This window comes from Mesorhizobium sp. B263B2A (assembly GCF_020165775.1).
Classification (GTDB): domain Bacteria; phylum Pseudomonadota; class Alphaproteobacteria; order Rhizobiales; family Rhizobiaceae; genus Mesorhizobium; species Mesorhizobium opportunistum.
On record NZ_JAIUIU010000015.1, the window covers coordinates 96,281 to 120,905 of the forward strand.

The following is a 24,625-nucleotide window of genomic DNA, read 5'->3' on the forward strand; positions in this document are numbered from 1 at the left end:
ATCAGCCAGGAATATGTTGGAGCCTATCGCTCGGCCTCTATGAACGCCTCGATCTTCTCCGCCGCCAAGCCGGCCTGCTGCGCGATGCGGCGGGCGAGATCGGCCGCGGCCGTGCGTGGCCGTCCCATCGGCCGATCGAGCCAGTAGGACACCGGATTGAGCGCTGTGCGCTCATCGACGGCGGTGATGCGGCCCGACGTCAGCTGATGCCCGCTCAGCGGCGGCCGCGCCAGTGCGATGCCGAGCCCATAGGCGGCCGCGTCGAGCACCAGATTGTAATCCTCGAAGCGGCGGTCCTGCGGGCGCGGCCGGTAGTCCATGCCTTGCGCCGCGAACCAGGCACGCCAGCCGGAGGCGTCGGAATCGTTGATCAGCGGAAATCTGAGCAGCCGGGCCGGGTCACCGCGGCCGATCTCGCGCGCCAACTCCGGTGAGGCGACTGGGAAGACATGCTCTTCGAAAAGCTGCACCGAAACACGGCCCGGAATGCCGCCGCGGCCACAGCGGATCGACAGGTCGATGCCCTCGTCGGCAAGGTCGGCCTGGCGGACGTCGACATCGAGCACGATGCGCAGCTTGGAGGGATTGTTCTCCAGGGCCGCCATGCGCGGCATCAGCCAAAGCCCGCTCACCGATGGGATCGAGGTCAGCCGCACGACCGCCGTGCCGCGCGGCTCTACCCAGCGGTCGGAATGGCTCGATATCAGCGCGAAAGCTTCCGACGTGCGCAGATGCAGCCGGTTGCCTTCGATCGTCAGCGAGACGCCCCGGGCGCCCCGGTCGAACACTTTCAGCCCCAGCCAATCCTCGAGCTTGGCGATCTGCCGGCTGACCGCGCCATGGGTGATGTTGAGTTTCTCGGCCGCCGCCGAAAAGCTGCCGGTTCGCGCCGCCGCGTCGAAGGCCCGCAGGGTTTCGAGAGGCACCATCGTATCTGAGCTGTGATCCATAGTCACAGGTGATCCTCGATTTGGTCGTTTGTCAACGGACCGAAAAAGACGTTTTCTGCCTTTCAGGACGAGAAGAACACAAGGAGAGTGAGATGGGCGCGATGACGGGCACGTTGAATCAGACACAGCGCATGGATACCGCGGCTATCGTCGCCGTGGCCCTGACGGTGGTCGGCTGGGCGTCCGCCTTCCCGGCGATCCGCGCCGGCCTCGCTGCCTTTCAGCCGCTGGAACTCGGCGCCATGCGCTTCGCCATCGCCGCGGTACCGGCGGCGATCTTCCTTGCCGTCAAGCGCCCGGCGCTGCCCAGGATCGGCGAATTGTGGCGCTTCGCCTTTGGCGGCGCCATCTTCGTCGCGCTCTACACCGCCATGCTCAATTTCGGCGAACTGACCGTCTCGGCCGGTGCCGCCGGCTTCATCATCAATGTCAGCCCGATCTTCACCGCCATCATGGCGATGGCGCTTCTGGGCGAGCGCTTCTCCGGCATGGCGTGGCTCGGCACCGTTATTTCCTTCGCCGGCATCGGCATCATTGCCATGGCCGACGGCAATGGCCTGCACTTCAATGCCGGCGCTCTGCTGGTGCTGGGCTCAGCGCTGTGCTCGGCCGTCAACACCATCGTCCAGAAGCCGCTGTTCGCCCGCCACCATCCGCTGACCATTTCAGCCTCCAACATGGTGCTCGGCGCGCTCTGCCTCGCGCCCTTCCTGCCTGCCGCTTTCCAGCAGGCGGCTGTCGCCGACACCGCCGGTCTCGGCGCCGTCATCTATCTCGGCATCGTGCCGAGCCTGATCGCCTATGCCGCCTGGGCGACCGCCCTGTCGCGCCTGCCTGCCGCGCGGGCCTCGAACTTCCTCTATCTGGTCTCGCCGGTGTCCGCCCTGATCGGCTTCTTCTGGCTCGGCGAAGTACCGACCCTGCTCGGCATCCTTGGCGGTGCGCTGGCGCTCGGGGGTGTGATCGTGGTCAATTTGAAGCGGTGAATCGGAGGGTTGGGATTGTTCCTTGATTCGAAAAGAGCCGCTTAAAGCGGCTCTTTTCGGACCCCCACCCGGACCTTCGGTCCGACCTCCCCACAAGAGGTAGGTGGGGAGCCCAGCCCTTTACCCTCCTCCTCGTGGGGAGGGTCGCTGCGAAGCAGCGGGGTGGGGGCCGCGCCGGCGAATCTCGCAGGCCGCAGTCTTCACCGCCGCCCGAACAGCCGCTCGATATCAGCCAGTTTGAGCTCGATATAGGTCGGCCGCCCATGGTTGCAGGTTCCGGAGCCCGGCGTCGCCTCCATCTGCCGCAGCAGCGCGTTCATCTCCTCGGGCTTGAGCCGCCGGCCGGAGCGTACCGATCCGTGGCAGGCCATGGTGGCGGCGATCTTGTCCAGCCGCTCCTTCAGCGTCTCGACCGTGTCGTTGTCGGCGATCTCGTCGGCGAGGTCACGCACCAATTGCCCGACATTGGTCTCGCCAAGCATCGACGGCGTCTCGCGCACAGCAACGGCGCCCGGGCCGAAACGCTCGATGCCGAGCCCGAAGCGGGCGAGCGTTTCCGAATGCATGGCGAGCCGCTCGGCATCCTCTTCCGGCAGGTCGATGATTTCCGGCAGAAGCAGCATCTGGGAGGGGACCGGCCGCGAATGCAGCGCGTTCTTCAACGCTTCATAGACCAGCCGCTCATGCGCGGCATGCTGGTCGACGATGACCAGCGAATCGCGGGTTTGCGCCACGATGTAGTTCTCGTGCACCTGCGCGCGTGCCGCGCCGAGCACCGCGCCGAGCAGCGTCTCGGCCGCCTCGCTCTGTCCAGCGCGGGCATCGGCGCTGGCAAGCGGGCCGGCATCGAACGCCGCCTGGTCGGGCTCACGCAAGCCGCGGTGCTCGAAACCCACGCCGTCGAACTGCATATCGAGCGGCCGCTGCGACGATCGCGCCGGATCGAAACCGGCCGAGCCGGAGGCGTGGTACGATGCTTCGTAGCTTCGATGGCCGTTGGCCGGGCCGCCATGACCGTAGGGTGCGGCACCCGGCCGGAACGCCGCCATCATGCCGGCCGCTCCCGTGGTGGCTGAACGGATGCCGGCATCGGCCAGTGCCTGGCGAATGGCGCCGACGATCAGCCCGCGCACCAGGCCCGGATCGCGAAAGCGGACATCGGCTTTGGCCGGATGGACGTTGACGTCGACGGTTCCCGGATCGAGTGTCAGGAACAGCACCGTCACCGCGTGGCGGTCGCGCGGCAGCACGTCGGCGAAGGCGCCGCGAATGGCGCCGGCGATCAGCTTGTCGCGCACCGGTCGGCCGTTGACATAGGCATATTGCTGCAGCGCGTTGGCGCGGGTGAAGGAGGGGATCGAAACGTGCCCCGTCAGATGCACGCCTTCGCGCATCGCGTCGATGGCGATGGAATTGTCGGGAAACTCGGCGCCCATCACCTGGGCGACGCGGCGCAGGCTGCCTTCGGCACTTTCGTCGGTTGCCGGCAATTCCAGCGTCGAGCGGTCGGAGCCGGCCAGTGTAAACCGCACGGCGGGAAAGGCGATGGCGATGCGCTTGACCACGTCGCCGATGGCCGAGCCTTCGGCGCGCTCGCCCTTCATGAATTTCAGCCGTGCCGGTGTCGCGAAGAACAGGTCGCGCACCTCGACCGTGGTGCCGCGATTGGCCGCCGCCGGCCTGACGGGCAGGATGCGGCCGCCCTCGATGCCGATCTCGGCGGCGCTATCGCCCAAGGCTGTGCGCGAGCGGATCGACAGCCGCGACACCGAGCCGATCGACGGCAGCGCCTCGCCGCGAAAACCGAGTGAGCGAATGTCGTGGATATCCTCGGCGAGCTTGGAGGTGCAGTGGCGCGCGATGGCCAGCGAAAGCTCATGTTCGGGGATGCCGGAGCCGTCATCGGTGACCCGGATCAGGTTTAGCCCGCCGCCAGCGGTGACAACCTCGACCTTGCTCGCACCGGCATCGAGCGCGTTCTCGACCAGTTCCTTGACCACGCTTGCCGGACGCTCGATGACTTCGCCGGCGGCGATCTGGTTGATCATCGTTTCGGAAAGCTGGCGAATGGGCATGACGACAGTATAGGCGGATTCGTATCGCGCGGGCGAGGGCGAACTGAGCAAACGAACTATGCCTGCGCGACCAGCCAATCCCTGACCTTGCGGGCATTGTCGCTGAGTTCGCGGTTCTTCGGCCAGATGACGTGGAATCCGATGCCGGTCCTCAGCACATGATCCGTCACGGGCACCAACAGCCCAGATGCCACGAGGCGCTCGACGAGATGACGCCAGCCGAGCGATATGCCTTGGCCCTCCATGACCGCCTGAATCACCAGGGCATAGTCATTGATGCGCAATCCGCGCTCGGCATTGCGCAGGCTGGTTCCGGCTGACGCGAACCATTCGTCCCAGTTCGGGGCCTCGCGGTAGGGCTCCTCCAGATGGATGAGCCGGTGCATGGCAAGTTCAGCGACGGTCTCCGGCAGCCCAAACTTCGCCAGATAATTGGGGCCCGCAACCGGGAAGATCTCCTCGTCGGCAAGCGATAGCGAATGATAATCCGGCCAGTCGCGCGGCACGCCGCCGCGCACGCCCAGCGGGATGCCCTCGGCGATGATGTCGAGGTCGCGGTCGGCGGTCTGGATGCGCAGATCGACGCCCGGCAGTTCGTCGCGGAACTGCTGCAGGCGCGGCATCATCCAGAACGAGCCGAAGGCGGTCGAGGCGGCGAGCGTCACATGGCCGCCGGTCGCCTGCAGGCGCAGATCCTCCGCCGACTTGCGGATATGCGACAGCCCGAGCGAGACGTCGGCGTGGAAGCGCTCGCCGGCTTCCGTCAGGAGAACCTGGCGGTGGCGGCGCTGGAAGAGCTTGGCGCCGAGCTGTTCCTCAAGCCCGCGCACGGCGTAGGAGACGGCCGCCTGCGTCATGCCGAGCTCGCGACCGGCGGCGGTAAAGCTCGACAGCCGGCCGGCCGCCTCGAAGACGATCAGGCTGCCGGCGGAGGGCAGGAGATGGCGCAGGCTTCGCATAAGGAGAGTTTATACAAGAGATCAGGATTTTCCAGCATCACAGCTATATCTCGCCTCGCTAAGTTGACGGGGCTGTTGGAGGATGAGTTGCCATGAATGCACCGGCCGTTGCCATGACCGAACACGCCAACCGCAGAAGTGGCGGCCGCCTGGGGCGCAAGGCGCTGCGAGGCGCTCCGGTCACGTCGTTCCCGACGCTGGTGCGCGAGATCCCCGCCTATCAGATGGTCCCTGACGAGGCGGTGGAGTTGATCCACCAGGAATCGCTCTCGATCCTCGAAGAGGTGGGCTGCGAGTTCCGCGACGATGAGGCGATCGCCCTGTGGAAGGCCGCCGGAGCCGATGTCACCGAGACGCGCGTCCGTATCGACCGTGCGCTCTTGATGGAACTGGTCTCCAAGGTCCCATCGGAGTTTACCCTCAATGCCCGCAACCCCGAGCGTACCGTGCGCGTCGGCGGCAAGAACTCCATCTTCGTGCCGATGTATGGCGCACCCTATGTGCGCGACCTCGACAACAACAGGCGTTACGGCTCGCTCGCCGACCTCAACAATTTCCACAAGCTCGCCTACATGGCGCCGGCGCTGCACTCGTCGAGCTCGGTCATCTGCGAGCCGATGGAAATTGCGGTGCCGAAGCGTCACCTCCACATCATCCATTCGGCGCTGAAGCATTCCGACAAGCCGTTCATGGGCATCGTCACCTCGAAGGAACGTGCCGAGGACACGATGGCGATGGCGGGCATCGTGTTCGGCGACGAGTTCGTCCGCGACAATCCCGTCCTGGTGTCGATCACCAACTGCAATTCGCCGCTGGTGTGGGACGCCACCATGCTTGACGCCATGAAGGTCTATGCGCGCCACAACCAGCCGCTGATCCTGGCGCCCTTCGCGCTGTGCGGCGCCTCGACCTCGGCCTCCGCGGTCGGTGCGGTCGCGCAGGTCAATGCGGAAGCGCTGGCCGGCGTCGCCTTCACGCAGCTCTTGCGTCCGGGTTCGCCGCAGATCTACGGACAGTTCATGGTCACGGTCGACATGAAGACCGGGGCGCCGATGGGCGGCACGCCGGAGGCGGCCCAGATGATGTACCTGATGGGCGCGCTGGCCAGGAAATACCGGCTGCCTTGGCGCACCTCCGGCTTCCATGTCGGCTCGAAGCTCAACGACGCCCAGGCCGGCTACGAGGCGAACATGCTGATGCACGCCGCCATCCTCGCCGGCGCCAACTACATCTGGCATTCCGCCGGATGGCTGGAGGCGGGGCTGACCTGCGGCTATTCGAAATTCGCCACCGACTGCGAACAGCTCATCGGCTGGTATAAATATGCCGGCGGGCTGCCGTTCGACGACTTCAAGGAAGCGATGGCGGCAATCCGCGAAGTGGGGCCGCAGGGCCATTTCCTCGGCACCCAGCATACGCTCGAACATTTCGAGTCCGCTTTCTTCATGCCCTCGATCATGGACTTCAATTCGTTCGAACAGTGGAAGGCCGAAGGGGCGAAGGACCACGACACCCGCGGCCGCGAAAAAGCGCGCAACATGCTCGCCGACTATGAAGAGCCGAAGCTCGATGAGGGTGTCGCCGAGGGTCTCGCGGATTTTATCGCCCGGCGCGAGGAAAAGCTGCCGGACAGCGTTAGTTGAGAGAGAACGGGCAAAGAACCGACCAAACCAATGGGAGAAAGAAATGACACTTTTCAGAAGCAATAGCGACCGGGTCCCCGCGGCCATCGAGGCGATGGCGGAAGACGCGCGCGCGGGTCGCATGGACCGGCGCGAATTCCTGGCGTTGGCCAGCGCCTTCGGCGCCACGACGGCTTTCGCCTATGGCATGATCGGCCTTGCCGCGCCGACAAAGGCCCTGGCGGAAGAACCGAAAAAGGGTGGGACGCTGCATGTCGCGATGTCGGTCAAGGCGCAGAAGGACCCGCGCACCTATGACTGGACGGAAATGGCAAACGTCACCCGGACCTGGCTCGAGCCGCTTGTCCGCTACACCCACCAGTTCACGTTCGAGCCGGTCCTGCTCGAAAGCTGGGACGTCAATGACGATGCCACCGAATACACGCTGCATCTGCGCAAGGGCGTGACCTGGAACAATGGCGATGCCTTCAACGCCGACGACGTGGTCTCCAATCTGAACCGCTGGTGCGAGAAGGGCGCTTCCGGCAATTCCATGGCGGCACGCGTCGGCGCGCTGATCGACACCAAGACCGGCAAGGCGAAGGATGGCGCCATCACCAAGGTCGATGACCACACGGTCAAGCTGAAGCTCAACGAGCCCGACATTGCGATCATACCGGGCTTCACCGACTATCCCGCACTGGTCGTGCATCGCGACTTCGACAAGGATGGCGCCGACCCGACCACCAAGCCAATTGGCACCGGGGCTTTCGAACTGGTCTCCTACGCGGTCGGCCAGAAAGCGGTGGTCAAGCGCCGCGAGAACGGCAAATGGTGGGGTGGCGAAGCACCGCTCGACAGTGTCGAGTTCATCGACTACGGCACCGACTTCAACGCCACGCTGAATGCCTTCGATTCCGGCGAGATCGACCTCGATTTCGAAACGCCGGCCGACTTCATAGACGCCCTCGACAAGATGGATCTGGTGAAATCGGAGGTCGCGACGGCGACCACGCTGGTTGCCCGCACCAACGTAACCCACAAGCCCTATGACGATCAGCGGGTGCGCAATGCGCTGCAGATGGCAGTCGACAACAATGCCGTCATGCAGCTCGGCTATGCCGGACGCGGCACCGTCGGCGAGAACCACCACGTCGCCCCGATCCATCCCGAATACTATCCGCTGCCGAAGAAGACACGGGATGCGGCGGGCGCCAAGAAGCTGATGGCGGATGCCGGGCAGGCCGACTTCGAGCACGAGCTGATCACCGTCGAGGACGAATGGCAGAAGAACACCGGCGACGCGATCGCCGGCCAGCTGCGCGATGCCGGCATCAAGGTGAAGCGTACGGTGCTGCCGGGCTCGACCTTCTGGAACGATTGGACGAAATATCCCTATTCGATGACGATCTGGTACATGCGCCCGCTCGGCGTGCAGGTGCTGGCGCTGGGATACCGCACCGGCGAGGCCTGGAATGAGACGGCCTATTCCAACCCGGACTTCGACGCCAAGCTCAAGCAGGCGCTGTCGCTGGCCGATCCCGCCCAGCGCAAGGAGGTGATGAAGGACGTCGAGCAGATCCTGCAGGATTCCGGCGTCATCATCCAGCCGTTCTGGCAGAAGCTCTACTGCCACATGAGCAAGAAGGTGAAGAACTACGGCATGCACCAGACCTACGAAATGGACTTCCAGAACGTCTGGCTGGACGCCTGATATAACTCCCGAGACATGCAAGAAAACGCTGCCGGCGCCTGTCACAAAAGGCGCCGGCGGCCCGTAAATCACTGACATGCAAATTCACGCAGGCAAAAAATGGCCGACGACGAGATCATCCTTTCCGAGCTTTCCGACGAGGAGTTGGTGCAGCAGATGCACGACGATCTCTATGACGGGCTGAAGGAAGAGATCGAGGAAGGCACGCGGATCCTGCTCGAGCGCGGCTGGGTGCCTTACAAGGTGCTGACCGAGGCACTGGTCGAGGGCATGCGCATCGTCGGCGAGGATTTTCGCGACGGCATCCTGTTCGTTCCCGAAGTGCTGTTGTCGGCCAATGCCATGAAGGCCGGCATGTTCATCCTGCGGCCGCTGCTGGCCGCCACCGGCGCGCCCAAGCAGGGCAAGATGGTGATTGGCACCGTCAAGGGCGACATCCACGACATCGGCAAGAACCTGGTCGGCATGATGATGGAGGGCGCCGGCTTCGACGTCATCGACCTCGGCATCAACAACGCGGTCGAGAAATATCTCGATGCCATCGAGCAGCATCAGCCCGACATCATCGGCATGTCGGCGCTTTTGACCACGACCATGCCCTATATGAAGGTCGTCATCGACACGATGAAGGAAAAGGGCATCCGCGACGACTATGTCGTGCTGGTCGGCGGCGCGCCGCTCAACGAGGAATTCGGCAAGGCCGTCGGCGCCGATGCCTATTGCCGTGATGCCGCCGTGGCGGTCGAGACCGCCAAGGATTTCATGAAGCGCAAGCACAATGTGCGGGTCTGAGCACGGCAGCCGGGACAAGTTTGTGACCGAGAGCGCCGTCATGCAGTGGCCCATGATGCACTGGCCCGCCATGCAGAGGAACGGCAAGATGGCCGGGATCGCTTGGCTCGAAGGGGGCTGAGGTCGGCATGCGCATCGAAACGATCAAAGTCTATCAGGTGCATCTTCCGGTGAAAGGCGGTGCCTACCGGATGGCTAGCGGTACCGTTCAGGATCTGGACAGCACGCTCGTTGAAGTGATCACCGAGGACGGGCTGTCGGGCTGGGGCGAGACTTGCCCGGTCGGCCCTGTCTATCAGCCCCAACATGCCCTGGGCGCGAGAGCGGCAATTGCCGAAATGGCGCCTGGCCTGGTGGGCGAGGACACGACGTCCATCCGCCGTCTCGCGAAAAGAATGGACGAGCGGCTGAATGGCCACAACTATGCCAAGGCGGCCTTGGACATAGCGCTCCTCGACCTCGCCGGCCAGCGGCTGGGCGTTCCGGTCTCGACGCTTCTGGGCGGTGCGCTCACAGATCGTGTGCCGTCCTATTATTCCACGATTGTCGGCGCGCCGGACGAGACGGCGCGTATCGCCGCCGACAAGGTCAAGGCCGGATACCCACGGCTTCAGATCAAGATAGGCGGGCGCGATCTCGAGCAGGACGTCGCCACCGTACACAAAGTATGGGAGGCGGTCGGCTTCAAGGCCCGCATAGCTGTCGACGCCAATCGTGGCCTCACCGCCGCGGCGACGCTGCACATCGACCGGCTTTGCCAGGCGATCCCGTTTGTGTTCGAACAGCCTTGCAACACCATGGAGGAGGTCGCGAGCCTCAAGGGGCGCGTTACCCATCCAGTCTACCTCGATGAGAATACCGAGGATTTGAATGCCGTCTTGCGGGCAATTTCTTCGGGTATCGCGGACGGATTTGGGTTGAAAGTCACCCGCCTTGGCGGCCTCACCAAGATGGCCACCGTCCGAGATCTCTGTGCCATACGATCTCTTCCGCACAGCTGCGACGATGCCTGGGGCGGGGACGTCATCGCCGCGGCATGCGTGCACCTCGCGGCTACCGTCGAACCGAGACGTTTCGAGGGCGCCTGGATCGCACAGGAATACATCGAAGGGCATACCGACCCCGTAAACCCCGTCGTCATCGAAAACGGGCATATACGCGTGCCGCAGACGCCGGGGCTCGGTGTCAGGCCTGAGCGCTCCCGTCTCAACGCGCCGGTCGCGACTTTCGGAGGCTGAGGATCCCATGATGTATTGTCGGCAGTTGACCGCGGAAGTGCTTTTGCAAACCTTCCAGGACGTCTGGCGGGGCGCCCTGGGCAGCCTCCAGGGACTTCATGAGCCGCAAAAAAGCCGATATGCAGGATGCGTGGTATTGATTGCCGCAAGTCATCACAAGCCGGAGATTCTGCATGAGACTGACAGTGCTCCTTGCCGCTCTTTCGACCGCCTTGCCCGCCGCGGCCTTGCCTGCTGCAGCCTGGGCCGGTCCGGCGTCCGACGCCGTGAAATTCTTCTATGTTCCGGAGGTCAAGTTCGAGGCCGACGCGCAATACCGGGATCGCTTCACCGAGCCGGTGACGAAACTGTTCGATCTCAACGATCAGGCGACGAAAAAGAATCCGGACCAGGTCGCGTGCATCGATTTCGATCCGGGTCTCGACGCGCAGGATTTCGACCAGAAGTCCGTGGCCAAGACGCTGAAGCTGTCTGAGAAGCGCGATGGGGACAATGCCGAGGTCACAGCGTCATTCAGCCTGTTTTCGGAAGGCGATGATGCCAAGCGCGAAATGGTCTGGTCGCTCAAGAAGATCGACGGCAAGTGGAAGATATCGGACATCGCCTCGAAGACCAGCGATTGGACGCTCAGCGCGTTGGAGTGCCTGGCCGGTCAAACTCCGGAGTGATGTGATGGACCGCCGCTCGTTCCTGGCACTGTCGACCATGTGCCTGATGGCGGTGGTTCAAGGCGGCGCTGCCGCACAAGGGCTGCTCGGCGCCCCGCCGGCAAACGCTCCGCCCGCAAACTCCCCGGAGGCCACCGCGCCGGCCGACAGCGGGTCGCCGCCCGCAACCGCGCCCGGTGGGGCAGCGGAGCCGGCAACGCCACCCGTTGCCTGGCCCCCAAGCGAACCGGCGGCACCCATCCAGCCGGGATCGCCGACGGCGGTGGTGCGGCCGTTCTACGATCAGGTCAATCTGGAGGTCGATCCGTCACAGCGCAGCCATTTCATCGATCCGGCGAAAACCGTGCTCGACAAGAGCGATGCGCTGCGCAAATCCGGGCAGGGCGAATGCCTCGACCCCAACATGGCATTGGACAATGCCGACTACGACAAGCACGAGATCGACAAGAGCCTGAAGACGCTCGAGGCGATCAATGGCGACCAGGCCAAGGTCATCGTCGCTTTCGTCGTCGCCGGCAACCCACATCGCCTTGAATGGAAATTCAAGAAGGTCGGCGGCGAATGGAAGATATCGGACCTGTTGTCGGTGACCGGCGAATGGGCGCTCAGCCAGTACCAGTGCGAATGATGGGCCGGCTAGCCGCGCCCGCGATAGGGCGCCACGCCGGTATCCGGCAGCCAGGCGCCTTCAGGGGGCGCACCGGTCTGCCAGAATACGTCGATCGGAATGCCGCCGCGCGGGAACCAGTAGCCGCCGATGCGCAGCCACAGCGGCTTGGTTGCCGCCACGATGCGACGGCCGATCATCACCGTGCAGTCTTCATGGAAGGCGCCGTGGTTGCGGAACGACGTCATGAACAGCTTCAGCGACTTCGATTCCACCAGGGCAGCATCGGGTGCGTAGTCGATGACGATATGGGCGAAATCCGGCTGCCCGGTGACCGGGCACAGCGAGGTGAATTCCGGGCAGGTGAAGCGCACGATCGCCGGCGGCCCGTCGCCGCGCGTGTACGGCACGGTCTCCAGGACCGCTTGTTCGGGGCTCTGTGGCGTCTCGACGTGGGCGCCGAGCTGAGTGAGGGTTTTGGTATCGATCATGAGCAAAGCCTTCTTGGTTTGCGGCGCTCATTAGCATCGGATCGAAAGGTGTGCAGCGGTTTTCGGACGAATCCGACGCTTAAATAGGAAATGGAGCGGCTCCCGCTGCTCCAACACAATATGAAACGGCAGGAAGACGATGACCAGCAACGACCCGCTTCTCCAGCCCTACCAGCTCAAGCATCTGACGCTGAAGAACCGGGTGATGTCGACCAGCCATGAGCCGGCGTATTCCGAGGACGGCATGCCGAAGCAGCGCTACCGGCTTTATCACGCCGAAAAGGCCAAAGGCGGCATGGCGCTGACCATGACCGCCGGTTCGGCCATCGTCTCGCGCGACAGTCCGGCAGCCTTCGGCAATCTGCATGTCTATGACGACCGCATCGTGCCGTGGCTCGCCGAGCTTGCTAACGCCTGCCACGAGCATGACTGCAAGGTGATGATCCAGATCACCCATCTCGGCCGCCGCACCGGCTGGAACAAGGCCGACTGGCTGCCGGTGCTGTCGGCCTCGCCGGTGCGCGAGCCGGCGCACCGCGCTTTCCCCAAGACCATCGAGGACTGGGACATCGAGCGCATCATTGCCGACTATGCGTCGGCCGCCCAGCGCTGCCAGGCGGCCGGCCTGGACGGTATCGAGTTCGAGTCATACGGCCATCTGATGGACGGCTTCTGGTCGCCGGCCACCAATCATCGCGACGACGAGTATGGCGGCTCGCTCGATAACCGCCTGCGCTTCACCAACATGGTGCTCGATGCCGTGCGGGCGGCGGTCGGCGAGACATTCGTCGTCGGCATCCGCATGGTCGCCGACGAGGATTTCGAGAAAGGCCTGTCGAAGGAGGAGGGCGTCGAGATCGCCAGGCGTCTGGCCGGCTCCGGCAAGGTCGATTTCCTCAACATCATCCGCGGTTCGATCGAAAGCGACGCGGCATTGACCAAGGTCATTCCGGTGACCGGCATGCGATCTTCGCCGCATCTCGATTTCGCCGGCGAGGTGAGGGCGGCGACAAAGTTCCCGACTTTCCATGCGGCACGCATCTCCGATGTCGCCACCGCGCGCCATGCGATCGCGACAGGCAAACTCGACATGGTCGGCATGACCCGCGCCCACATCGCCGACCCGCACATCATCAGGAAGGTGATGGAAGGCCGCGAGCACGAGATCCGCCCCTGCGTCGGCGCCACCTATTGTCTCGACCGTATCTATGAGGGCGGCGAGGCGCTGTGCATCCACAATGCGGCGACCGGCCGCGAGGCCGATATTCCGCACATCATCGTCAAGACAGAAGGGGCGAAGAAAAAGGTCGTTGTCGTCGGCGCCGGCGCCGGCGGACTTGAGGCGGCGCGGGTGGCGGCCGAGCGCGGCCATCGGGTGACGGTGCTTGAAGCATCGAGCCAGGCCGGCGGCCAGGTGCGTCTGGCCACCCAGAATCCGCGCCGAAAGGAATTGATCGGCATCATCGACTGGCGGCTGGCAGAGCTTGATCGGCTCGGCGTCGAGATCCGCTACGATACCTGGGCCGAGAAGGACGACGTCCTGGCGCTGGCGCCCGATGTGGTCATTGTCGCCACCGGCGGCTTGCCGCAGAACCCGCCGCTGGCGGCGGGCGACAATCTCGTCACCTCAAGCTGGGATATCATGGCCGGCAGCGTCAAGCCGGCCGAGAATGTCTTGCTCTATGACGACAATGGCGGCCATCAGGGCATGGGTGCCGCCGAACTGATCGTCAACAGCGGCGCACGGCTGGAACTGGTTTCGCCCGAGCGTTTTTTCGCGCCCGAAATGGGCGGCATGAACCATGTGCCGTACATGCGCGCGTTCCAGGAAAAGGGCGCCACCATCACTATCAACACGCGCCTGCGCTCGGTGCGGCGCGAGGGCAATCAACTGGTCGCCGAACTCGCTTCGGACTTCGCCGACGGCTGGCGCGGTGAACGGCGGGTCGACCAGGTGGTGGTCGAGCACGGCACCGCGCCGCTCGATGATCTCTACCTGGCCTTGAGGCCGCTGTCGAAGAATGGCGGCGCGGTCGACTACGAACGCCTGGTCAGCGGCGGCGACATTTTTCCGGCACGCAACCACGAAGCCGGCTTCGTGCTGTTGCGCATCGGCGACGCGGTCGCCTCGCGCAACATCCATGCCGCCATCTATGACGGGATCAGGTTCGGTTTGCGGATCTGAAATCTCGCCGCGAAAATTGATGGCGCGCGGCCGGGCTGGCATACGAGAGCCCGTGTATTCCGGCTCGATCCGCGCGCCCGCACGTCATTGGCTCGTTGCCAGACAACGCACGATGCTGTGAGGGTTGCGGCGTGGCGGCGCTCAGAACATTCTGGCGGTGGCCATGCACAGCACGGTCAGCGCCAGCAGGCCTCCGGCGATGCGCTCGCCTCTTGTCATCTTCGTGCGCAACCGGCTTTCCGTTGCCGCGTCAGCGCCGGCAAGCTGCCTGCTGGCAGAGCCTACCAGCGCGCCCTGCACGCCGGCGGCAATCAGGGCCGTCACGATCCCCAGTGCCAGCACCTTCTCCATCGAGCCGAAAGCGCCCTCATGGAAGAAATACCAGAGCAGTATGCCGGTCAGGAAAACCAGGCCGGCAGCGCCCATTTGCGGCCGGAAAAACCGTTCCGCGCGGATGTCCGGGTCACGGCCGACCGCGATGGTCGTGCCCGCCCAGAATACGCCTGCCATGACGTGAAGACCGATGACGACGATGTAGACATATTGCATGCCATCTCTCCTCTCTCACTTGCTAAAGGTAATGATTAGATATCGAACTGTTCGATGTCAATGTATAAAATGAGCCAGTTCCATCCTTGGAAAACACCGTCTAGTGTCCGGCAATGACGCCCTTTGAACGCCCGCCAGTCGGCATGAATCTCGGCCGCACCGCCAAGCTTGTCGCCCAAGCCTTCGACGCTGCCTTGGTCGAAGCGGGCGGCACCTTGCCGGTCTGGCTCACGCTGCTGTCGGTCAAGTCGAGCAAGCTTGCCAATCAACGCGAACTTGCCGGCATGATAGGCATCCAGGGCGCGACGCTGACCCACCATCTCAACGCCATGGAGGCGCAGGGCCTGCTGACGCGCCGCCGCGATCCCGTCAACCGCCGGGTCCATCTGGTCGAACTGACTGAGGCGGGAGAAGCGATGTTCGAAACACTACGTAAGGCCGCGCTTGTTTTCGACAAGCGGCTGCGGGTGGGATTGTCCGACGAGCGGCTGGCGGAGTTCGCGCAGGTGCTGGCGGTGTTGCGAGACAATGTGGAGGGCTAGGTCGGTCGACAGCCTTGTTTTATCCGAGTCGCCTTGCTATATGACTACTCTAGTCACTTTGGGGTAAGCCATGCGCGAGATTCAGTTGAAGGATGCCAAGGCAACACTTTCCGCGGTGGTCGATCAAGCCATCGCCGGAACACCCGCCGTCATCACCCGTCACGGACGCAAGCAGGCTGTCATTCTGTCTTTTGAAGACTACGAAAGGCTCTCGCGCGTGCCAAGTTTTGGACAATTGTTGGCGGCCTTTCCCGGTGACCTTGACGATATTGCGCCTCGGCCCCGCAAACGGGCTCGCAAGGTCGAGTTGTAACGCAGTCGATGTTTCTGCTGGACACCAATATCATCTCGGCAATGGCTCCCTCGAAGAGAGCCGCTCGGCAAGCCTTGGCTACATGGCTTGATCAGGCGAGTGACCATCTGTTCCTGTCCGTTGTCACCGCATCCGAGGTTGCTGCCGGAATAGCCAAGGCCGAACGTGAGGGTGCGACAACAAAGGCAAAATCATTGCGTGGTTGGTGGCAAGCGGTCCAGCACCTTTATGGAGAAAGAGTGCTCCCCTTCGATTTGCGTGCCGCACATGCCGCAGGACTGATCCTGGATCGCGCGAGGGCACACCGGCCCGGATTTGAAGACATAGCGATTGCTGCCACTGCCGAGGTCCATGGTTTGACGATCTTGACTGACAACGAGCGTCATTTCGCGCCACTTGGGGTGCCGATGCTCAATCCGCTGAAGAATTTGCCTATCTTATCCACTCAGTCGTCATAGGTCGGGATCGTTCCAAAGGCATAGTGGCGCAGCTTCAGCGCGGCGATCAGGTTGGTCAGCTTCGTCTTGCCATCGAAGCGGTCTTGGAACATCTCGTCATGCATCAACAGGATCAGCTTGCCGGGTCTGGCGAAATGACCATAGCCGAACAGATGATCGATCTCGCTGACCAGATGGTCGACGCTCTGTACCGGCTCACCGCTGTCCTTGTGCACCCATTCGTGGTCCCAGCCATAGAGATAGAAGCCGGAAGCCGCGACGAACTCGTAGTCGGGATCCTCGCGGCCGGCTTGTGCGGGCCCGAGCGAGTTGTCGTCCTTTGACATCGAGGGCAGCCGGAACACATCGCGCCCCGGCAGGCGCGCATGCACCGCGGGCTTCAGGCCGAGCACGGCGTTCGCCTTGAGCATGTCGGCGACGACGCCTTCCGTATCGCCATAGAAGTGCCGGTAGTGATTGTAGGCGTGGCTGTAGCTGTGGTTGCCGATCGTCACCAGTGGCATCGTCTTGGCGCGCCGCACCAGCATCTTGTTGGACGCACTGGCCTCGGCGTGCATGCCGACCATGAACAACGTTGCCGGAACCTGGCTCGCCTGCAACACGTCGAGGATGTTGCCGGTGCCGCTGAGCGGACCGTCGTCGAAGGTGAGATAGATGGTGCGATCCGCCCCATGAGCCGGCAACGTGGACATCAACACGGCCGCGAGGACAAACCGGAAAAGTGTCATAAGTCGCGGCATCCGTTTGGGTTGCGACAGGCCGCCATGTCCATGGCCGGTGTCAAGGCGGACCGCGCGGGTGCCTACGCTAGGCTGCCTTGCAGCACCGTCAGCTTTGCCTTCTTCGGCATGCGGGCGGTCAGCCACTCGAGCGCCTTGTCCTGCGGCATCGGGAAGGCGATGGAATAGCCTTGCACCTGGTCGCAACCGATCGCCATCAGCGAGTCGAGTTCGGCTTCGGTTTCGGCGCCTTCGGCGACGATCGAGATGCCGAGGCCGCGGGCAAGCTCGGTGATGGCGCGCACGATCTTGGAGTTGTCGCCGTTCTCGTGGATGTTCTGGACGAAGCGGCGATCGATCTTGAGCCGGTCGATCTCGTTCGGATTGACGTGGCTCAGCGAAGCATAGCCGGTGCCGAAATCATCGAGTTCCAGATGGATGCCGGCCGCCCTGATGTGACGCAGCTTTGCCGCGATACCTGTCTTCTCATCGTCCAGAATGACGGATTCGACGATTTCCAGCGACAGTTTCTGCGGCGGCAGTCCGGCCTTTTCCAGCGTCCCGAACAGGAACGCGTCGAAATCATGCTCGCGCAACTCGGTGCCCGAAACGTTGACGGCAAGGCGCCCGAAGGCGATCCCGGCGCGGTTCCATTCGGCGGCTTCGTTGATCGCCTTGCTGATCACGATGCGGCCGATCTCCGGCATGAAGCCGCATTTCTCCGCAACCGGAATGAATTCGCCGGGCGAGATCATGCCGCGTTCGGCATGGTTCCAGCGCACCAGGGCTTCGATGCCGCTGATCGTGCCGGTGGTCAGCGAAACCTGCGGCTGGAAATAGACCTGGAACGCCTTTTCGGAGATGGCGACCTTGATGTCGTGTTCGAGTTGCTTGCGATAGTCGAGTTCGCGGCGCAGCTCCTCCGAGAAGAACGAGAAGTTGCCGCCTCCCATCTTTTTGGCCGAATAGAGCGCCAGATCGGCGTGAACCAAAAGATCCTGCGCGTTGTCGGCGTCTATCGGATAGACGGCAATGCCAGCGCTGGCGCCGGGAAGAATGGTCGTGCCCTGGAAAATGATCGGCTCGTTGATGTGCGCCAGGATGCGCCGTGCCAGCATGTTGATGTCTTCGGTGCTGCCGGCGCCGTTGAGGATCATCACGAATTCGTCGCCACCGAGCCGCGCGCACAGATCCGACGCCCGGCAGGAATCACGCATGCGCTGTGCCGTGATGACCAGGACATAGTCGCCGGCGGCATGGCCAAGCGTATCGTTGATCTGCTTGAAACGGTCGAGATCGAGCTGGACCACGGCAAGGCGCTCGCGCCGCCGATGCGCGCCCTTGATCAGCGTCTCGAAATGGTCGGTCAGGAAGGTTCGGTTGTGCAGACCGGTCAGGCCGTCATGAACCGCGATGAAGGCCATCGAATTGCGCGCGTCGACCAGTTCACGCGTCTTGCGCAGGATCGCGTTGGACATCGGCCTGAAGATGAACAACGCCACCAGCAGGATGACGCCGAGGGTGGCGTAGAACAGCGTGCGGTGGAGGGAGAGCAGCTTTTCGGAGCGCTCGTCGGCCTCGGCGCTGATACGCTGGCCGAGCGCGGCATAGCCCGACAAGGTGGCGTTGGCGACCGACATGTCGAGGTTGACGCGTTCGGCACTGCCTTTGTAGCCGCCATTGTCGAGATTGTTGAGTTGCGATTCCAGGGCCGAGATCAGGCGGTCGCCATTGGCGATCAGCCCAACCGAGAAATAGTCGAGATGGAAGGGTTTGGCGAAGAGTACGCTCTCGATCGACTTCGAATCGAGCTTGGCCGGTGATTCCGGATTTGCCCCCGTCTGCTCGAGCAGCAGATCGTAGTTGGTCTCGAACTCCGTCGTTGCCTGCTTGAGCGCGCTGACCAGCGCCGGCTGCTTGTCGAGCGACGCGGCACCCGTTGCACTGGCAAGGAAGACGATGCGCTGCGACAAGGTTTTTTGCGTGCCGACGATATCGAGCAATGTATGGTTGTGCTGCTGCGTGGCCATCGTCTGCTGCAGCAGGACGAAAGAGGCTGCCACCATGGCGGCGATGATCAACAGCGCCAGCCAATAGCCGGCCTTGATCAGCAGTATGAGCTTGCCTGAAACGGTTTGCACCGGCTGCTGCGACATTTTCGGGGGCGGCCCTCTCGCCAACGGATTCCTGTATGAGCATCATTGAACCGCAAACGTTAACAGGACTGGAAATCGACAGCCGGCCTGCAAGGGGGAAACGCGGAAAGATCGGGGGAAACGCGGAAAGATCGCGGAATGGTTATCGGCTCCTTTCGCCGCCAACCCGCATTTGAACGGTTGCCAACCCGTGTGATCCTCGTGGGGCACGCTCGGGCGATACCCATGACGTTTCATTTGATGCCGCCCACCACCGGCCCGGTCGCTTTTGCGATGGATTTTTTGCGCGGGCGGGACAACAGTCTGCCCCACATCAAACGAGGCCTGATCATGACCGCAGCATTTCTCTCCCATATCGACAACGAGCTTGCAGGGCTCAAATCGGCCGGTCTCTACAAGTCCGAGCGGGTGATTTCCTCGATGCAGTCGGCGCAGATCGAGGTCGGCGGCGAGAAAGTCCTTAATTTCTGCGCCAACAACTATCTCGGCCTCGCCGACAGCGCCGAACTGCGCGACGCTGCCAGCCAGGCGCTCGACCGTTATGGCTACGGCATGGCCTCGGTGCGCTTCATCTGCGGCACGCAGGAGGAGCACAAGCAGCTCGAGGCGACGATTTCATCCTTCCTCGGCCTGGAGGACACCATCCTCTACGGCTCGTGCTTCGACGCCAATGGCGGCCTGTTCGAGACGCTGCTGGGTGAGGAAGACGCGATCATCTCGGATGCGCTGAATCACGCCTCGATCATCGACGGGGTCAGGCTGTCGAAGGCCAAACGCTTCCGCTACGCCAACAACGACATGGCCGATCTCGAAGCGCGGCTGAAAGAAGCGAAGGATTGCCGTTTCCGACTGATCGCTACCGACGGCGTGTTTTCGATGGACGGCATCATCGCCAATCTGAGGGGTGTCTGCGATCTCGCCGACAAGTACGACGCCATGGTCATGGTCGACGACAGCCATGCCGTCGGCTTCGTCGGCCACAATGGCCGTGGATCGCCCGAGCATTGCGGCGTCGAGGGCAGGGTCGACATCATCACCGGCACGCTCGGCAAGGCGCTTGGCGGCGCGTCGGGCGGCTACACCTCGGGCAAAAGCCAGGTGGTCGACTGGCTGCGCCAGCGCTCGCGCCCCTATCTCTTCTCCAACACGCTGATGCCGGCGATCGCCGGTGCTTCGATCAGGGTGTTCGACCTGATCCGCAATGGCGACGCCTTGCGCCAGCGCCTCTATGCCAATGCGGCGCGGTTCAGGTCTGAGATGGGCAAGCTCGGCTTCACCTTGGCCGGAGCCGACCATCCGATCATTCCGGTGATGCTGGGCGATGCGAGCCTGGCGCAGGAGATGGCGGCGCGCATGCTGAAACGCGGCATCTATGTCATCGGCTTTTCCTTCCCGGTGGTGCCGAAAGGCCAGGCGCGCATCCGCACCCAGATGTCGGCGGCGCATTCCACTGCCGACATCGATCGTGCGGTGGAGGCATTTGGCGCGGTCGGCAGGGAATTGGGCGTGATTGGATGAGCGATTGGCGCCGAAAAGCGATTCCCGATCAAGAGATTCAAGGGACAAAAGAATGTCGAACATGATGAAGGCGCTGGTGAAGGCCAAGGCCGAGCCGGGCATCTGGATGGAAGAGGTGCCGGTACCGGAGATCGGCCCCAACGACGTGCTGATCAAGATCAAGAAGACCGCGATCTGCGGCACCGACGTCCACATCTACAATTGGGACCAGTGGGCGCAGAAGACGGTGCCGGTGCCGATGGTCACCGGCCATGAATTCGTCGGCACCGTCGCCGATTTCGGCGCTGCGGTCACCGAATACAAGGTCGGCCAGCGCGTATCGGGCGAAGGCCACATCGTCTGCGGCCATTGCCGAAACTGCCGTGCGGGCAGGGGGCATCTGTGCCGCAACACGCTCGGCGTCGGCGTCAACCGTCCCGGTGCCTTCGGCGAGTACCTGGCGATCCCGCAGCACAATGTGGTGCCGATCCCCGACGATGTGCCCGACGAGGTCGCCGCGATCTTCGATCCCCTGGGCAATGCGGTGCACACCGCTCTGTCTTTCGACCTCGTCGGTGAAGATGTGCTGGTCACCGGCGCCGGGCCGATCGGCATCATGGGCGCGCTCGTCGCCCAATGCGTCGGCGCGCGCAAGGTGGTGATCACCGACATCAATCCGGTGCGGCTGGCGCTGGCCAAAAAGCTCGGCGTCCAGCATGTCGTCGATGCGTCGAAGGAAAAACTGCGCGACGTCATGCCGGCGCTCGGCATGACCGAGGGTTTTGACGTCGGCCTCGAAATGTCGGGCGCCGCGCCCGCCTTCCGCGACATGATCGACACCATGAACAATGGCGGCAAGATCGCCATCCTCGGCATCGCGCCGACCGGCTTCGAGATCGACTGGAACAAGGTCATCTTCAAGATGCTGCATCTCAAGGGCATCTACGGCCGCGAGATGTTCGAGACCTGGTACAAGATGATCGCCCTGGTCCAGGGCCCGCTCGACGTCTCCGGCCTGATCACGCACCGCATCGGTATCGACGATTTTCAGGCTGGGTTCGATGCAATGCGCAGCGGCAGTTCCGGCAAGGTGGTGATGGACTGGTGAGGCTGCTGTGAAGGCACTGTGCCGGAGACGTTAGCGGGACAGCCCCCCTCTGGCCTGCCGGCCATCTCCCCCGCAAGGAGGGAGATTGGCGGCTTCGGCGCTGCGCTCATTTCTCCCCCGTTGGTGATTGGCGAAAGCCGGGATGACGTTCGATCTCCCCCCTTGCGGGGGAGATGTCCGGCAGGACAGAGGGGGGTGCTGCCCCGCGGCCTATCAGTCCTCGGTTTTGCCACTTACTTTCCCTCCAACGCTCTCTCCAGCGCCGCCACCCCACCGACAATCGCCGCGCGTTCCTCTTCATCGAGCCTCGCCAGCAATTCCCGTTCGAACGCCTTCGCCAGCGGCACCATCTCGCGATAGGCGGCCAGCCCCGCTTTGGTCAGCGTCAGATGTTCGACACGGCGGTCATTCCCATCAGGCGTTCGCGTCAGCCAGCGCCGCCGTTCGAGCTCGGCCACGGCGCGCGACACCTTGGTCTTGTGCATGGCCGATTGCTCGCCAAGTTCGGTCGCGGTCATTGTGCCGTGCTGGCCGAGCCCGGAAAGCGTCCGCCACTCCGGCCGCGTCAGTCCATGGCTGTCCTTGTATATCCCCGAGAATTCGCGGCTCACTGCATCGGCGAGGCGATAGAGCCGATAGGGCAGGAAACTTTCGAGTTCCAGGATTTCCATGGCCTAACATCCCGATGTGATGGATTGATAGTTACATTTCCAATGGTTACAAATGAAACCAGTTTGGTCAATTGAGATCCATTCCGGGAGGAAGCGATGGCCTTTTCCTACATGCCGGGCTTCGGCAATGATTTTGAGACCGAAACCTTGCCAGGTTCGCTGCCGCAAGGCCGCAACTCACCCCAGCGGCCGGCCTACGGCCTTTACGCCGAACAGCTTTCCGGCTCGCCCTTCACCGCACCGCGGGGCACCAACGAGCGCTCCTGGCTCTACCGCATCAGGCCGAGCGTGAAGCACACCGGCCGCTTCAAGGCGTCGAGCTATCCGTTGTGGAAGAGCGCGCCCAATGTCGGCGACCATGAACTGGCGCTCGGCCAGTATCGCTGGAATCCGGTGCCGATGCCGAAAGAGCCGACCGACTTTGTTCAGGGCATGCGCAGCATCACCACCGCCGGCGACGTGCTCGGGCAGACCGGCATGGCGGCCCATGTCTATGTCGCCAACACATCGATGGTCGACGACCATTTCTTCAACGCCGACGGCGAGTTGCTGGTCGTGCCGCAGGTCGGCGCCCTGCGTTTCGTCACCGAGATGGGGGTCATCGAACTTCGGCCGGGCGAGATCGCCGTGCTGCCACGAGGCCTCGTGTTCAAGGTCGAGTTGATCGACGCTGAAGTGCGCGGCTATGTCTGCGAGAATTACGGCGCCAAGCTGACCTTGCCCGATCGCGGTCCGATCGGCGCCAATTGCCTCGCCAACCCGCGCGATTTCAAGACGCCTTGCGCCTGGTTCGAGGAGAAGGAAACGCCTTGCCGGCTGATCGTCAAATGGTGCGGCAATTTCCATGTTACCGAGATCGGCCATTCGCCGCTCGACGTTGTCGCCTGGCACGGCAACTACGCGCCCTACAAATATGATCTGGCGACCTTTTCACCGGTCGGTGCGCTGCTGTTCGATCATCCCGATCCGTCGATCTTCACCGTGCTCACCGCGCCCAGTGGCGAGGAGGGCACCGCCAACATCGATTTCGTCATCTTCCCGCCGCGCTGGCTGGTTGCGGAAGATACGTTTCGCCCGCCCTGGTATCACCGCAACATCATGAGCGAGTTCATGGGGCTGATCCACGGCCAGTACGATGCCAAGGAGGAAGGGTTCGTTCCCGGCGGCATCAGCTTGCACAATCTGATGCTGGCCCATGGCCCTGATGCGCCTGGCTTCGAAAAGGCCTCGCGCGCGGCGCTGAAACCGGTCAAGCTCGACAACACCATGGCGTTCATGTTCGAGACCCGCTTTCCGCAGATGCTGACCCGCTACGGCGCCGAACTGGAAACCCGACAGGACAATTACATCGACTGCTGGGCCGACCTGAAGAAGCGCTTCAACGGCACGCCGGAAGGCGATTGGTCTTGAGCGGCAAGCCAATGCGGGATCGGTTGGTGCTGTTAGGCTCGAAAGGTGGCCCGGCGCTGCGGCCGGCCGGACCGTGGCCGAGTTCGTCGCTGCTTGAGATCGGCGGACGGACCATCGTCGTCGATTGCGGGCTTGGCGTCACGCGCGGTCTGGTCGATGCCGGCATCAGCCTGAAGGCACTCGACCTTGTCTTCATCACGCACCTGCATTCCGACCATGTGCTGGAACTGGGGCCGCTGATCCACACCGCCTGGACAGCGGGGCTGGCGAGCCCGGTCAGCGTGTTCGGCCCGCCCGGCACCGGCCACTATTGGCATCGCTTCTGCCAGGCGATGGAATTCGACATCGAAATCCGCATCGCCGACGAAGGTCGGCCCGACATTCGCGATCTGGTTTCGATCAATGAATTCGGCGAGGGCCAGGTGCTTAGGCAAAGCGGCCTGAAGGTGACGGCGCTACGCGTCGACCATCCACCGGTGACCGATTGTTTTGCCCTTCGCTTCGATCATGACGGCAAAAGCGCGGTGTTTTCCGCCGACACGGCCTTCTTTCCGCCGCTTGCCGATTTCGCCGAAGGGGCCGACATCCTCGTCCACGAAGCCATGCTGGAAGAGGGGATCGAGCGGCTGGTCGCCCGAACCGGCAACGGCGCGCGGCTCAGGGAACATCTCCTCGCCAGCCACAGCTTTGCCGAGGAGGCCGGGCGCATCGCCAGCGATGCCGGCGTGAAGCGGCTGGTGCTCAACCATCTCATCCCGGCCGATGATGCCGAAATCGGCGATGCCGACTGGGTCGCCGCTGTCAGGAAAACATGGGCCGGCGACTTGACGATCGCCCGCGACGGCCTTGTTGTGGAATTAGCATGATCCCGAACCGAAGGACCGCGTCAGCGAAAAGTGGGAACCGGTTTTCGGA

The 24,625-nt window shown here is 63.2% G+C and carries 23 protein-coding genes; 15 read left to right on the forward strand and 8 right to left on the reverse strand.

Annotated features, from left to right (window positions below; all coding sequences use genetic code 11):
• Positions 1–23: 23 nt before the first annotated feature.
• Positions 24–950, reverse strand: a complete 927-nt coding sequence (locus LB568_RS22235) for a LysR substrate-binding domain-containing protein (RefSeq protein WP_224731217.1) — start codon at positions 948–950, stop codon at positions 24–26.
• A gap of 92 nt (positions 951–1,042) precedes the next feature.
• Here LB568_RS22235 and LB568_RS22240 point away from each other — a divergent pair, with 92 nt between their 5' ends.
• On the forward strand, positions 1,043–1,936 hold the full coding sequence (locus LB568_RS22240) for a DMT family transporter (RefSeq protein WP_224731218.1): 894 nt from the start codon (positions 1,043–1,045) through the stop codon (positions 1,934–1,936).
• 200 nt (positions 1,937–2,136) lie between these two features.
• Here the strand turns inward: LB568_RS22240 and mutL are convergent, their stop codons facing one another.
• Positions 2,137–4,011 (reverse strand): DNA mismatch repair endonuclease MutL, encoded by a 1,875-nt coding sequence (gene mutL / locus LB568_RS22245; protein ID WP_224731219.1) that lies wholly within the window; start codon positions 4,009–4,011, stop codon positions 2,137–2,139.
• A 56-nt stretch (positions 4,012–4,067) separates the two neighbouring features.
• Positions 4,068–4,970 (reverse strand): LysR substrate-binding domain-containing protein, encoded by a 903-nt coding sequence (locus tag LB568_RS22250; RefSeq protein WP_023766521.1) that lies wholly within the window; start codon positions 4,968–4,970, stop codon positions 4,068–4,070.
• Positions 4,971–5,062: 92 nt separating this feature from the next.
• Here LB568_RS22250 and LB568_RS22255 point away from each other — a divergent pair, with 92 nt between their 5' ends.
• The 6 genes from LB568_RS22255 to LB568_RS22280 all read left to right on the forward strand — a co-directional run bounded on the left by LB568_RS22255 (position 5,063) and on the right by LB568_RS22280 (position 11,632).
• A complete protein-coding gene (locus tag LB568_RS22255) occupies positions 5,063–6,613 on the forward strand; it encodes a trimethylamine methyltransferase family protein (protein WP_140571563.1) in 1,551 nt (516 codons plus the stop codon).
• A 43-nt stretch (positions 6,614–6,656) separates the two neighbouring features.
• The gene (locus LB568_RS22260; protein ID WP_224731220.1) at positions 6,657–8,306 is read left to right on the forward strand and encodes an ABC transporter substrate-binding protein; all 1,650 of its coding nucleotides are present in this window, start codon (positions 6,657–6,659) and stop codon (positions 8,304–8,306) included.
• A 99-nt stretch (positions 8,307–8,405) separates the two neighbouring features.
• A complete protein-coding gene (locus tag LB568_RS22265; protein WP_224731221.1) occupies positions 8,406–9,098 on the forward strand; it encodes a corrinoid protein in 693 nt (230 codons plus the stop codon).
• 128 nt (positions 9,099–9,226) lie between these two features.
• Positions 9,227–10,336, forward strand: coding sequence for a mandelate racemase/muconate lactonizing enzyme family protein (locus LB568_RS22270; protein ID WP_224731222.1), 1,110 nt, complete (start codon positions 9,227–9,229; stop codon positions 10,334–10,336).
• A gap of 173 nt (positions 10,337–10,509) precedes the next feature.
• Positions 10,510–11,004: a DUF3828 domain-containing protein gene (locus tag LB568_RS22275; RefSeq protein ID WP_224731223.1), complete on the forward strand. Its 495-nt coding sequence runs from the start codon at positions 10,510–10,512 to the stop codon at positions 11,002–11,004.
• Between the two features lie 4 nt (positions 11,005–11,008).
• Positions 11,009–11,632 carry a hypothetical protein gene (locus LB568_RS22280; protein WP_224731224.1) on the forward strand — a complete coding sequence of 208 codons (624 nt, stop codon included), beginning with the start codon at positions 11,009–11,011 and terminating at the stop codon, positions 11,630–11,632.
• Between the two features lie 8 nt (positions 11,633–11,640).
• Here LB568_RS22280 and queF read toward each other — a convergent pair whose 3' ends face one another.
• A complete protein-coding gene (gene queF, locus LB568_RS22285) occupies positions 11,641–12,102 on the reverse strand; it encodes a preQ(1) synthase (protein ID WP_013896095.1) in 462 nt (153 codons plus the stop codon).
• Between the two features lie 139 nt (positions 12,103–12,241).
• Here queF and LB568_RS22290 point away from each other — a divergent pair, with 139 nt between their 5' ends.
• Positions 12,242–14,287 (forward strand): FAD-dependent oxidoreductase, encoded by a 2,046-nt coding sequence (locus LB568_RS22290; RefSeq protein WP_224731225.1) that lies wholly within the window; start codon positions 12,242–12,244, stop codon positions 14,285–14,287.
• A gap of 141 nt (positions 14,288–14,428) precedes the next feature.
• On the opposite strand, the gene LB568_RS22295 is transcribed toward LB568_RS22290, so the two are convergent.
• Positions 14,429–14,836: a hypothetical protein gene (locus LB568_RS22295; RefSeq protein WP_140571551.1), complete on the reverse strand. Its 408-nt coding sequence runs from the start codon at positions 14,834–14,836 to the stop codon at positions 14,429–14,431.
• A gap of 143 nt (positions 14,837–14,979) precedes the next feature.
• Between LB568_RS22295 and LB568_RS22300 the strand changes: the two genes are divergently transcribed.
• The 3 genes from LB568_RS22300 (at position 14,980) to LB568_RS22310 (ending at position 16,149) form a co-directional block, all read left to right on the forward strand.
• Positions 14,980–15,378 carry a MarR family winged helix-turn-helix transcriptional regulator gene (locus LB568_RS22300; protein WP_224731226.1) on the forward strand — a complete coding sequence of 133 codons (399 nt, stop codon included), beginning with the start codon at positions 14,980–14,982 and terminating at the stop codon, positions 15,376–15,378.
• 70 nt (positions 15,379–15,448) lie between these two features.
• Positions 15,449–15,691, forward strand: a complete 243-nt coding sequence (locus LB568_RS22305; RefSeq protein WP_140571549.1) for a type II toxin-antitoxin system Phd/YefM family antitoxin — start codon at positions 15,449–15,451, stop codon at positions 15,689–15,691.
• Positions 15,692–15,699: 8 nt separating this feature from the next.
• Positions 15,700–16,149 (forward strand): type II toxin-antitoxin system VapC family toxin, encoded by a 450-nt coding sequence (locus LB568_RS22310; RefSeq protein ID WP_140571547.1) that lies wholly within the window; start codon positions 15,700–15,702, stop codon positions 16,147–16,149.
• Here LB568_RS22310 and LB568_RS22315 read toward each other — a convergent pair.
• Positions 16,137–16,841 (reverse strand): polysaccharide deacetylase family protein, encoded by a 705-nt coding sequence (locus LB568_RS22315; RefSeq protein ID WP_224731227.1) that lies wholly within the window; start codon positions 16,839–16,841, stop codon positions 16,137–16,139. The two genes, LB568_RS22310 and LB568_RS22315, sit on opposite strands and share 13 nt — an antisense overlap.
• 110 nt (positions 16,842–16,951) lie before the next feature.
• Entirely contained in the window at positions 16,952–19,024 is a 2,073-nt protein-coding gene (locus tag LB568_RS22320) for a putative bifunctional diguanylate cyclase/phosphodiesterase (RefSeq protein WP_224731228.1), read from the reverse strand.
• A 330-nt stretch (positions 19,025–19,354) separates the two neighbouring features.
• Here LB568_RS22320 and LB568_RS22325 point away from each other — a divergent pair, with 330 nt between their 5' ends.
• Both LB568_RS22325 and tdh read left to right on the forward strand, forming a co-directional pair.
• Positions 19,355–20,542 (forward strand): glycine C-acetyltransferase, encoded by a 1,188-nt coding sequence (locus LB568_RS22325; RefSeq protein ID WP_224731229.1) that lies wholly within the window; start codon positions 19,355–19,357, stop codon positions 20,540–20,542.
• A gap of 52 nt (positions 20,543–20,594) precedes the next feature.
• Entirely contained in the window at positions 20,595–21,629 is a 1,035-nt protein-coding gene (gene tdh / locus LB568_RS22330; RefSeq protein ID WP_224731230.1) for an L-threonine 3-dehydrogenase, read from the forward strand.
• A 233-nt stretch (positions 21,630–21,862) separates the two neighbouring features.
• On the opposite strand, the gene LB568_RS22335 is transcribed toward tdh, so the two are convergent.
• Positions 21,863–22,300 (reverse strand): MarR family winged helix-turn-helix transcriptional regulator, encoded by a 438-nt coding sequence (locus LB568_RS22335; protein ID WP_224731231.1) that lies wholly within the window; start codon positions 22,298–22,300, stop codon positions 21,863–21,865.
• A 96-nt stretch (positions 22,301–22,396) separates the two neighbouring features.
• Between LB568_RS22335 and hmgA the strand changes: the two genes are divergently transcribed.
• Positions 22,397–23,710 (forward strand): homogentisate 1,2-dioxygenase, encoded by a 1,314-nt coding sequence (gene hmgA / locus LB568_RS22340; protein ID WP_224731232.1) that lies wholly within the window; start codon positions 22,397–22,399, stop codon positions 23,708–23,710.
• Positions 23,711–23,721: 11 nt separating this feature from the next.
• Positions 23,722–24,576 (forward strand): MBL fold metallo-hydrolase, encoded by an 855-nt coding sequence (locus tag LB568_RS22345; RefSeq protein WP_224731263.1) that lies wholly within the window; start codon positions 23,722–23,724, stop codon positions 24,574–24,576.
• Positions 24,577–24,625 lie beyond the last annotated feature (49 nt).

Bases quoted from the DNA above. Each gene is read 5' to 3' on its own strand.
- LB568_RS22235 (WP_224731217.1), bottom strand. From the start codon at position 950: ATGGATCACAGCTCAGATACGATGGTGCCTCTCGAAACCCTGCGGGCC.
- LB568_RS22240 (WP_224731218.1), top strand. From the start codon at position 1,043: ATGGGCGCGATGACGGGCACGTTGAATCAGACACAGCGCATGGATACC.
- mutL (WP_224731219.1), bottom strand. From the start codon at position 4,011: ATGCCCATTCGCCAGCTTTCCGAAACGATGATCAACCAGATCGCCGCC.
- LB568_RS22250 (WP_023766521.1), bottom strand. From the start codon at position 4,970: ATGCGAAGCCTGCGCCATCTCCTGCCCTCCGCCGGCAGCCTGATCGTC.
- LB568_RS22255 (WP_140571563.1), top strand. From the start codon at position 5,063: ATGAATGCACCGGCCGTTGCCATGACCGAACACGCCAACCGCAGAAGT.
- LB568_RS22260 (WP_224731220.1), top strand. From the start codon at position 6,657: ATGACACTTTTCAGAAGCAATAGCGACCGGGTCCCCGCGGCCATCGAG.
- LB568_RS22265 (WP_224731221.1), top strand. From the start codon at position 8,406: ATGGCCGACGACGAGATCATCCTTTCCGAGCTTTCCGACGAGGAGTTG.
- LB568_RS22270 (WP_224731222.1), top strand. From the start codon at position 9,227: ATGCGCATCGAAACGATCAAAGTCTATCAGGTGCATCTTCCGGTGAAA.
- LB568_RS22275 (WP_224731223.1), top strand. From the start codon at position 10,510: ATGAGACTGACAGTGCTCCTTGCCGCTCTTTCGACCGCCTTGCCCGCC.
- LB568_RS22280 (WP_224731224.1), top strand. From the start codon at position 11,009: ATGGACCGCCGCTCGTTCCTGGCACTGTCGACCATGTGCCTGATGGCG.
- queF (WP_013896095.1), bottom strand. From the start codon at position 12,102: ATGATCGATACCAAAACCCTCACTCAGCTCGGCGCCCACGTCGAGACG.
- LB568_RS22290 (WP_224731225.1), top strand. From the start codon at position 12,242: ATGACCAGCAACGACCCGCTTCTCCAGCCCTACCAGCTCAAGCATCTG.
- LB568_RS22295 (WP_140571551.1), bottom strand. From the start codon at position 14,836: ATGCAATATGTCTACATCGTCGTCATCGGTCTTCACGTCATGGCAGGC.
- LB568_RS22300 (WP_224731226.1), top strand. From the start codon at position 14,980: ATGAATCTCGGCCGCACCGCCAAGCTTGTCGCCCAAGCCTTCGACGCT.
- LB568_RS22305 (WP_140571549.1), top strand. From the start codon at position 15,449: ATGCGCGAGATTCAGTTGAAGGATGCCAAGGCAACACTTTCCGCGGTG.
- LB568_RS22310 (WP_140571547.1), top strand. From the start codon at position 15,700: ATGTTTCTGCTGGACACCAATATCATCTCGGCAATGGCTCCCTCGAAG.
- LB568_RS22315 (WP_224731227.1), bottom strand. From the start codon at position 16,841: ATGTCCACGTTGCCGGCTCATGGGGCGGATCGCACCATCTATCTCACC.
- LB568_RS22320 (WP_224731228.1), bottom strand. From the start codon at position 19,024: ATGTCGCAGCAGCCGGTGCAAACCGTTTCAGGCAAGCTCATACTGCTG.
- LB568_RS22325 (WP_224731229.1), top strand. From the start codon at position 19,355: ATGACCGCAGCATTTCTCTCCCATATCGACAACGAGCTTGCAGGGCTC.
- tdh (WP_224731230.1), top strand. From the start codon at position 20,595: ATGTCGAACATGATGAAGGCGCTGGTGAAGGCCAAGGCCGAGCCGGGC.
- LB568_RS22335 (WP_224731231.1), bottom strand. From the start codon at position 22,300: ATGGAAATCCTGGAACTCGAAAGTTTCCTGCCCTATCGGCTCTATCGC.
- hmgA (WP_224731232.1), top strand. From the start codon at position 22,397: ATGGCCTTTTCCTACATGCCGGGCTTCGGCAATGATTTTGAGACCGAA.
- LB568_RS22345 (WP_224731263.1), top strand. From the start codon at position 23,722: ATGCGGGATCGGTTGGTGCTGTTAGGCTCGAAAGGTGGCCCGGCGCTG.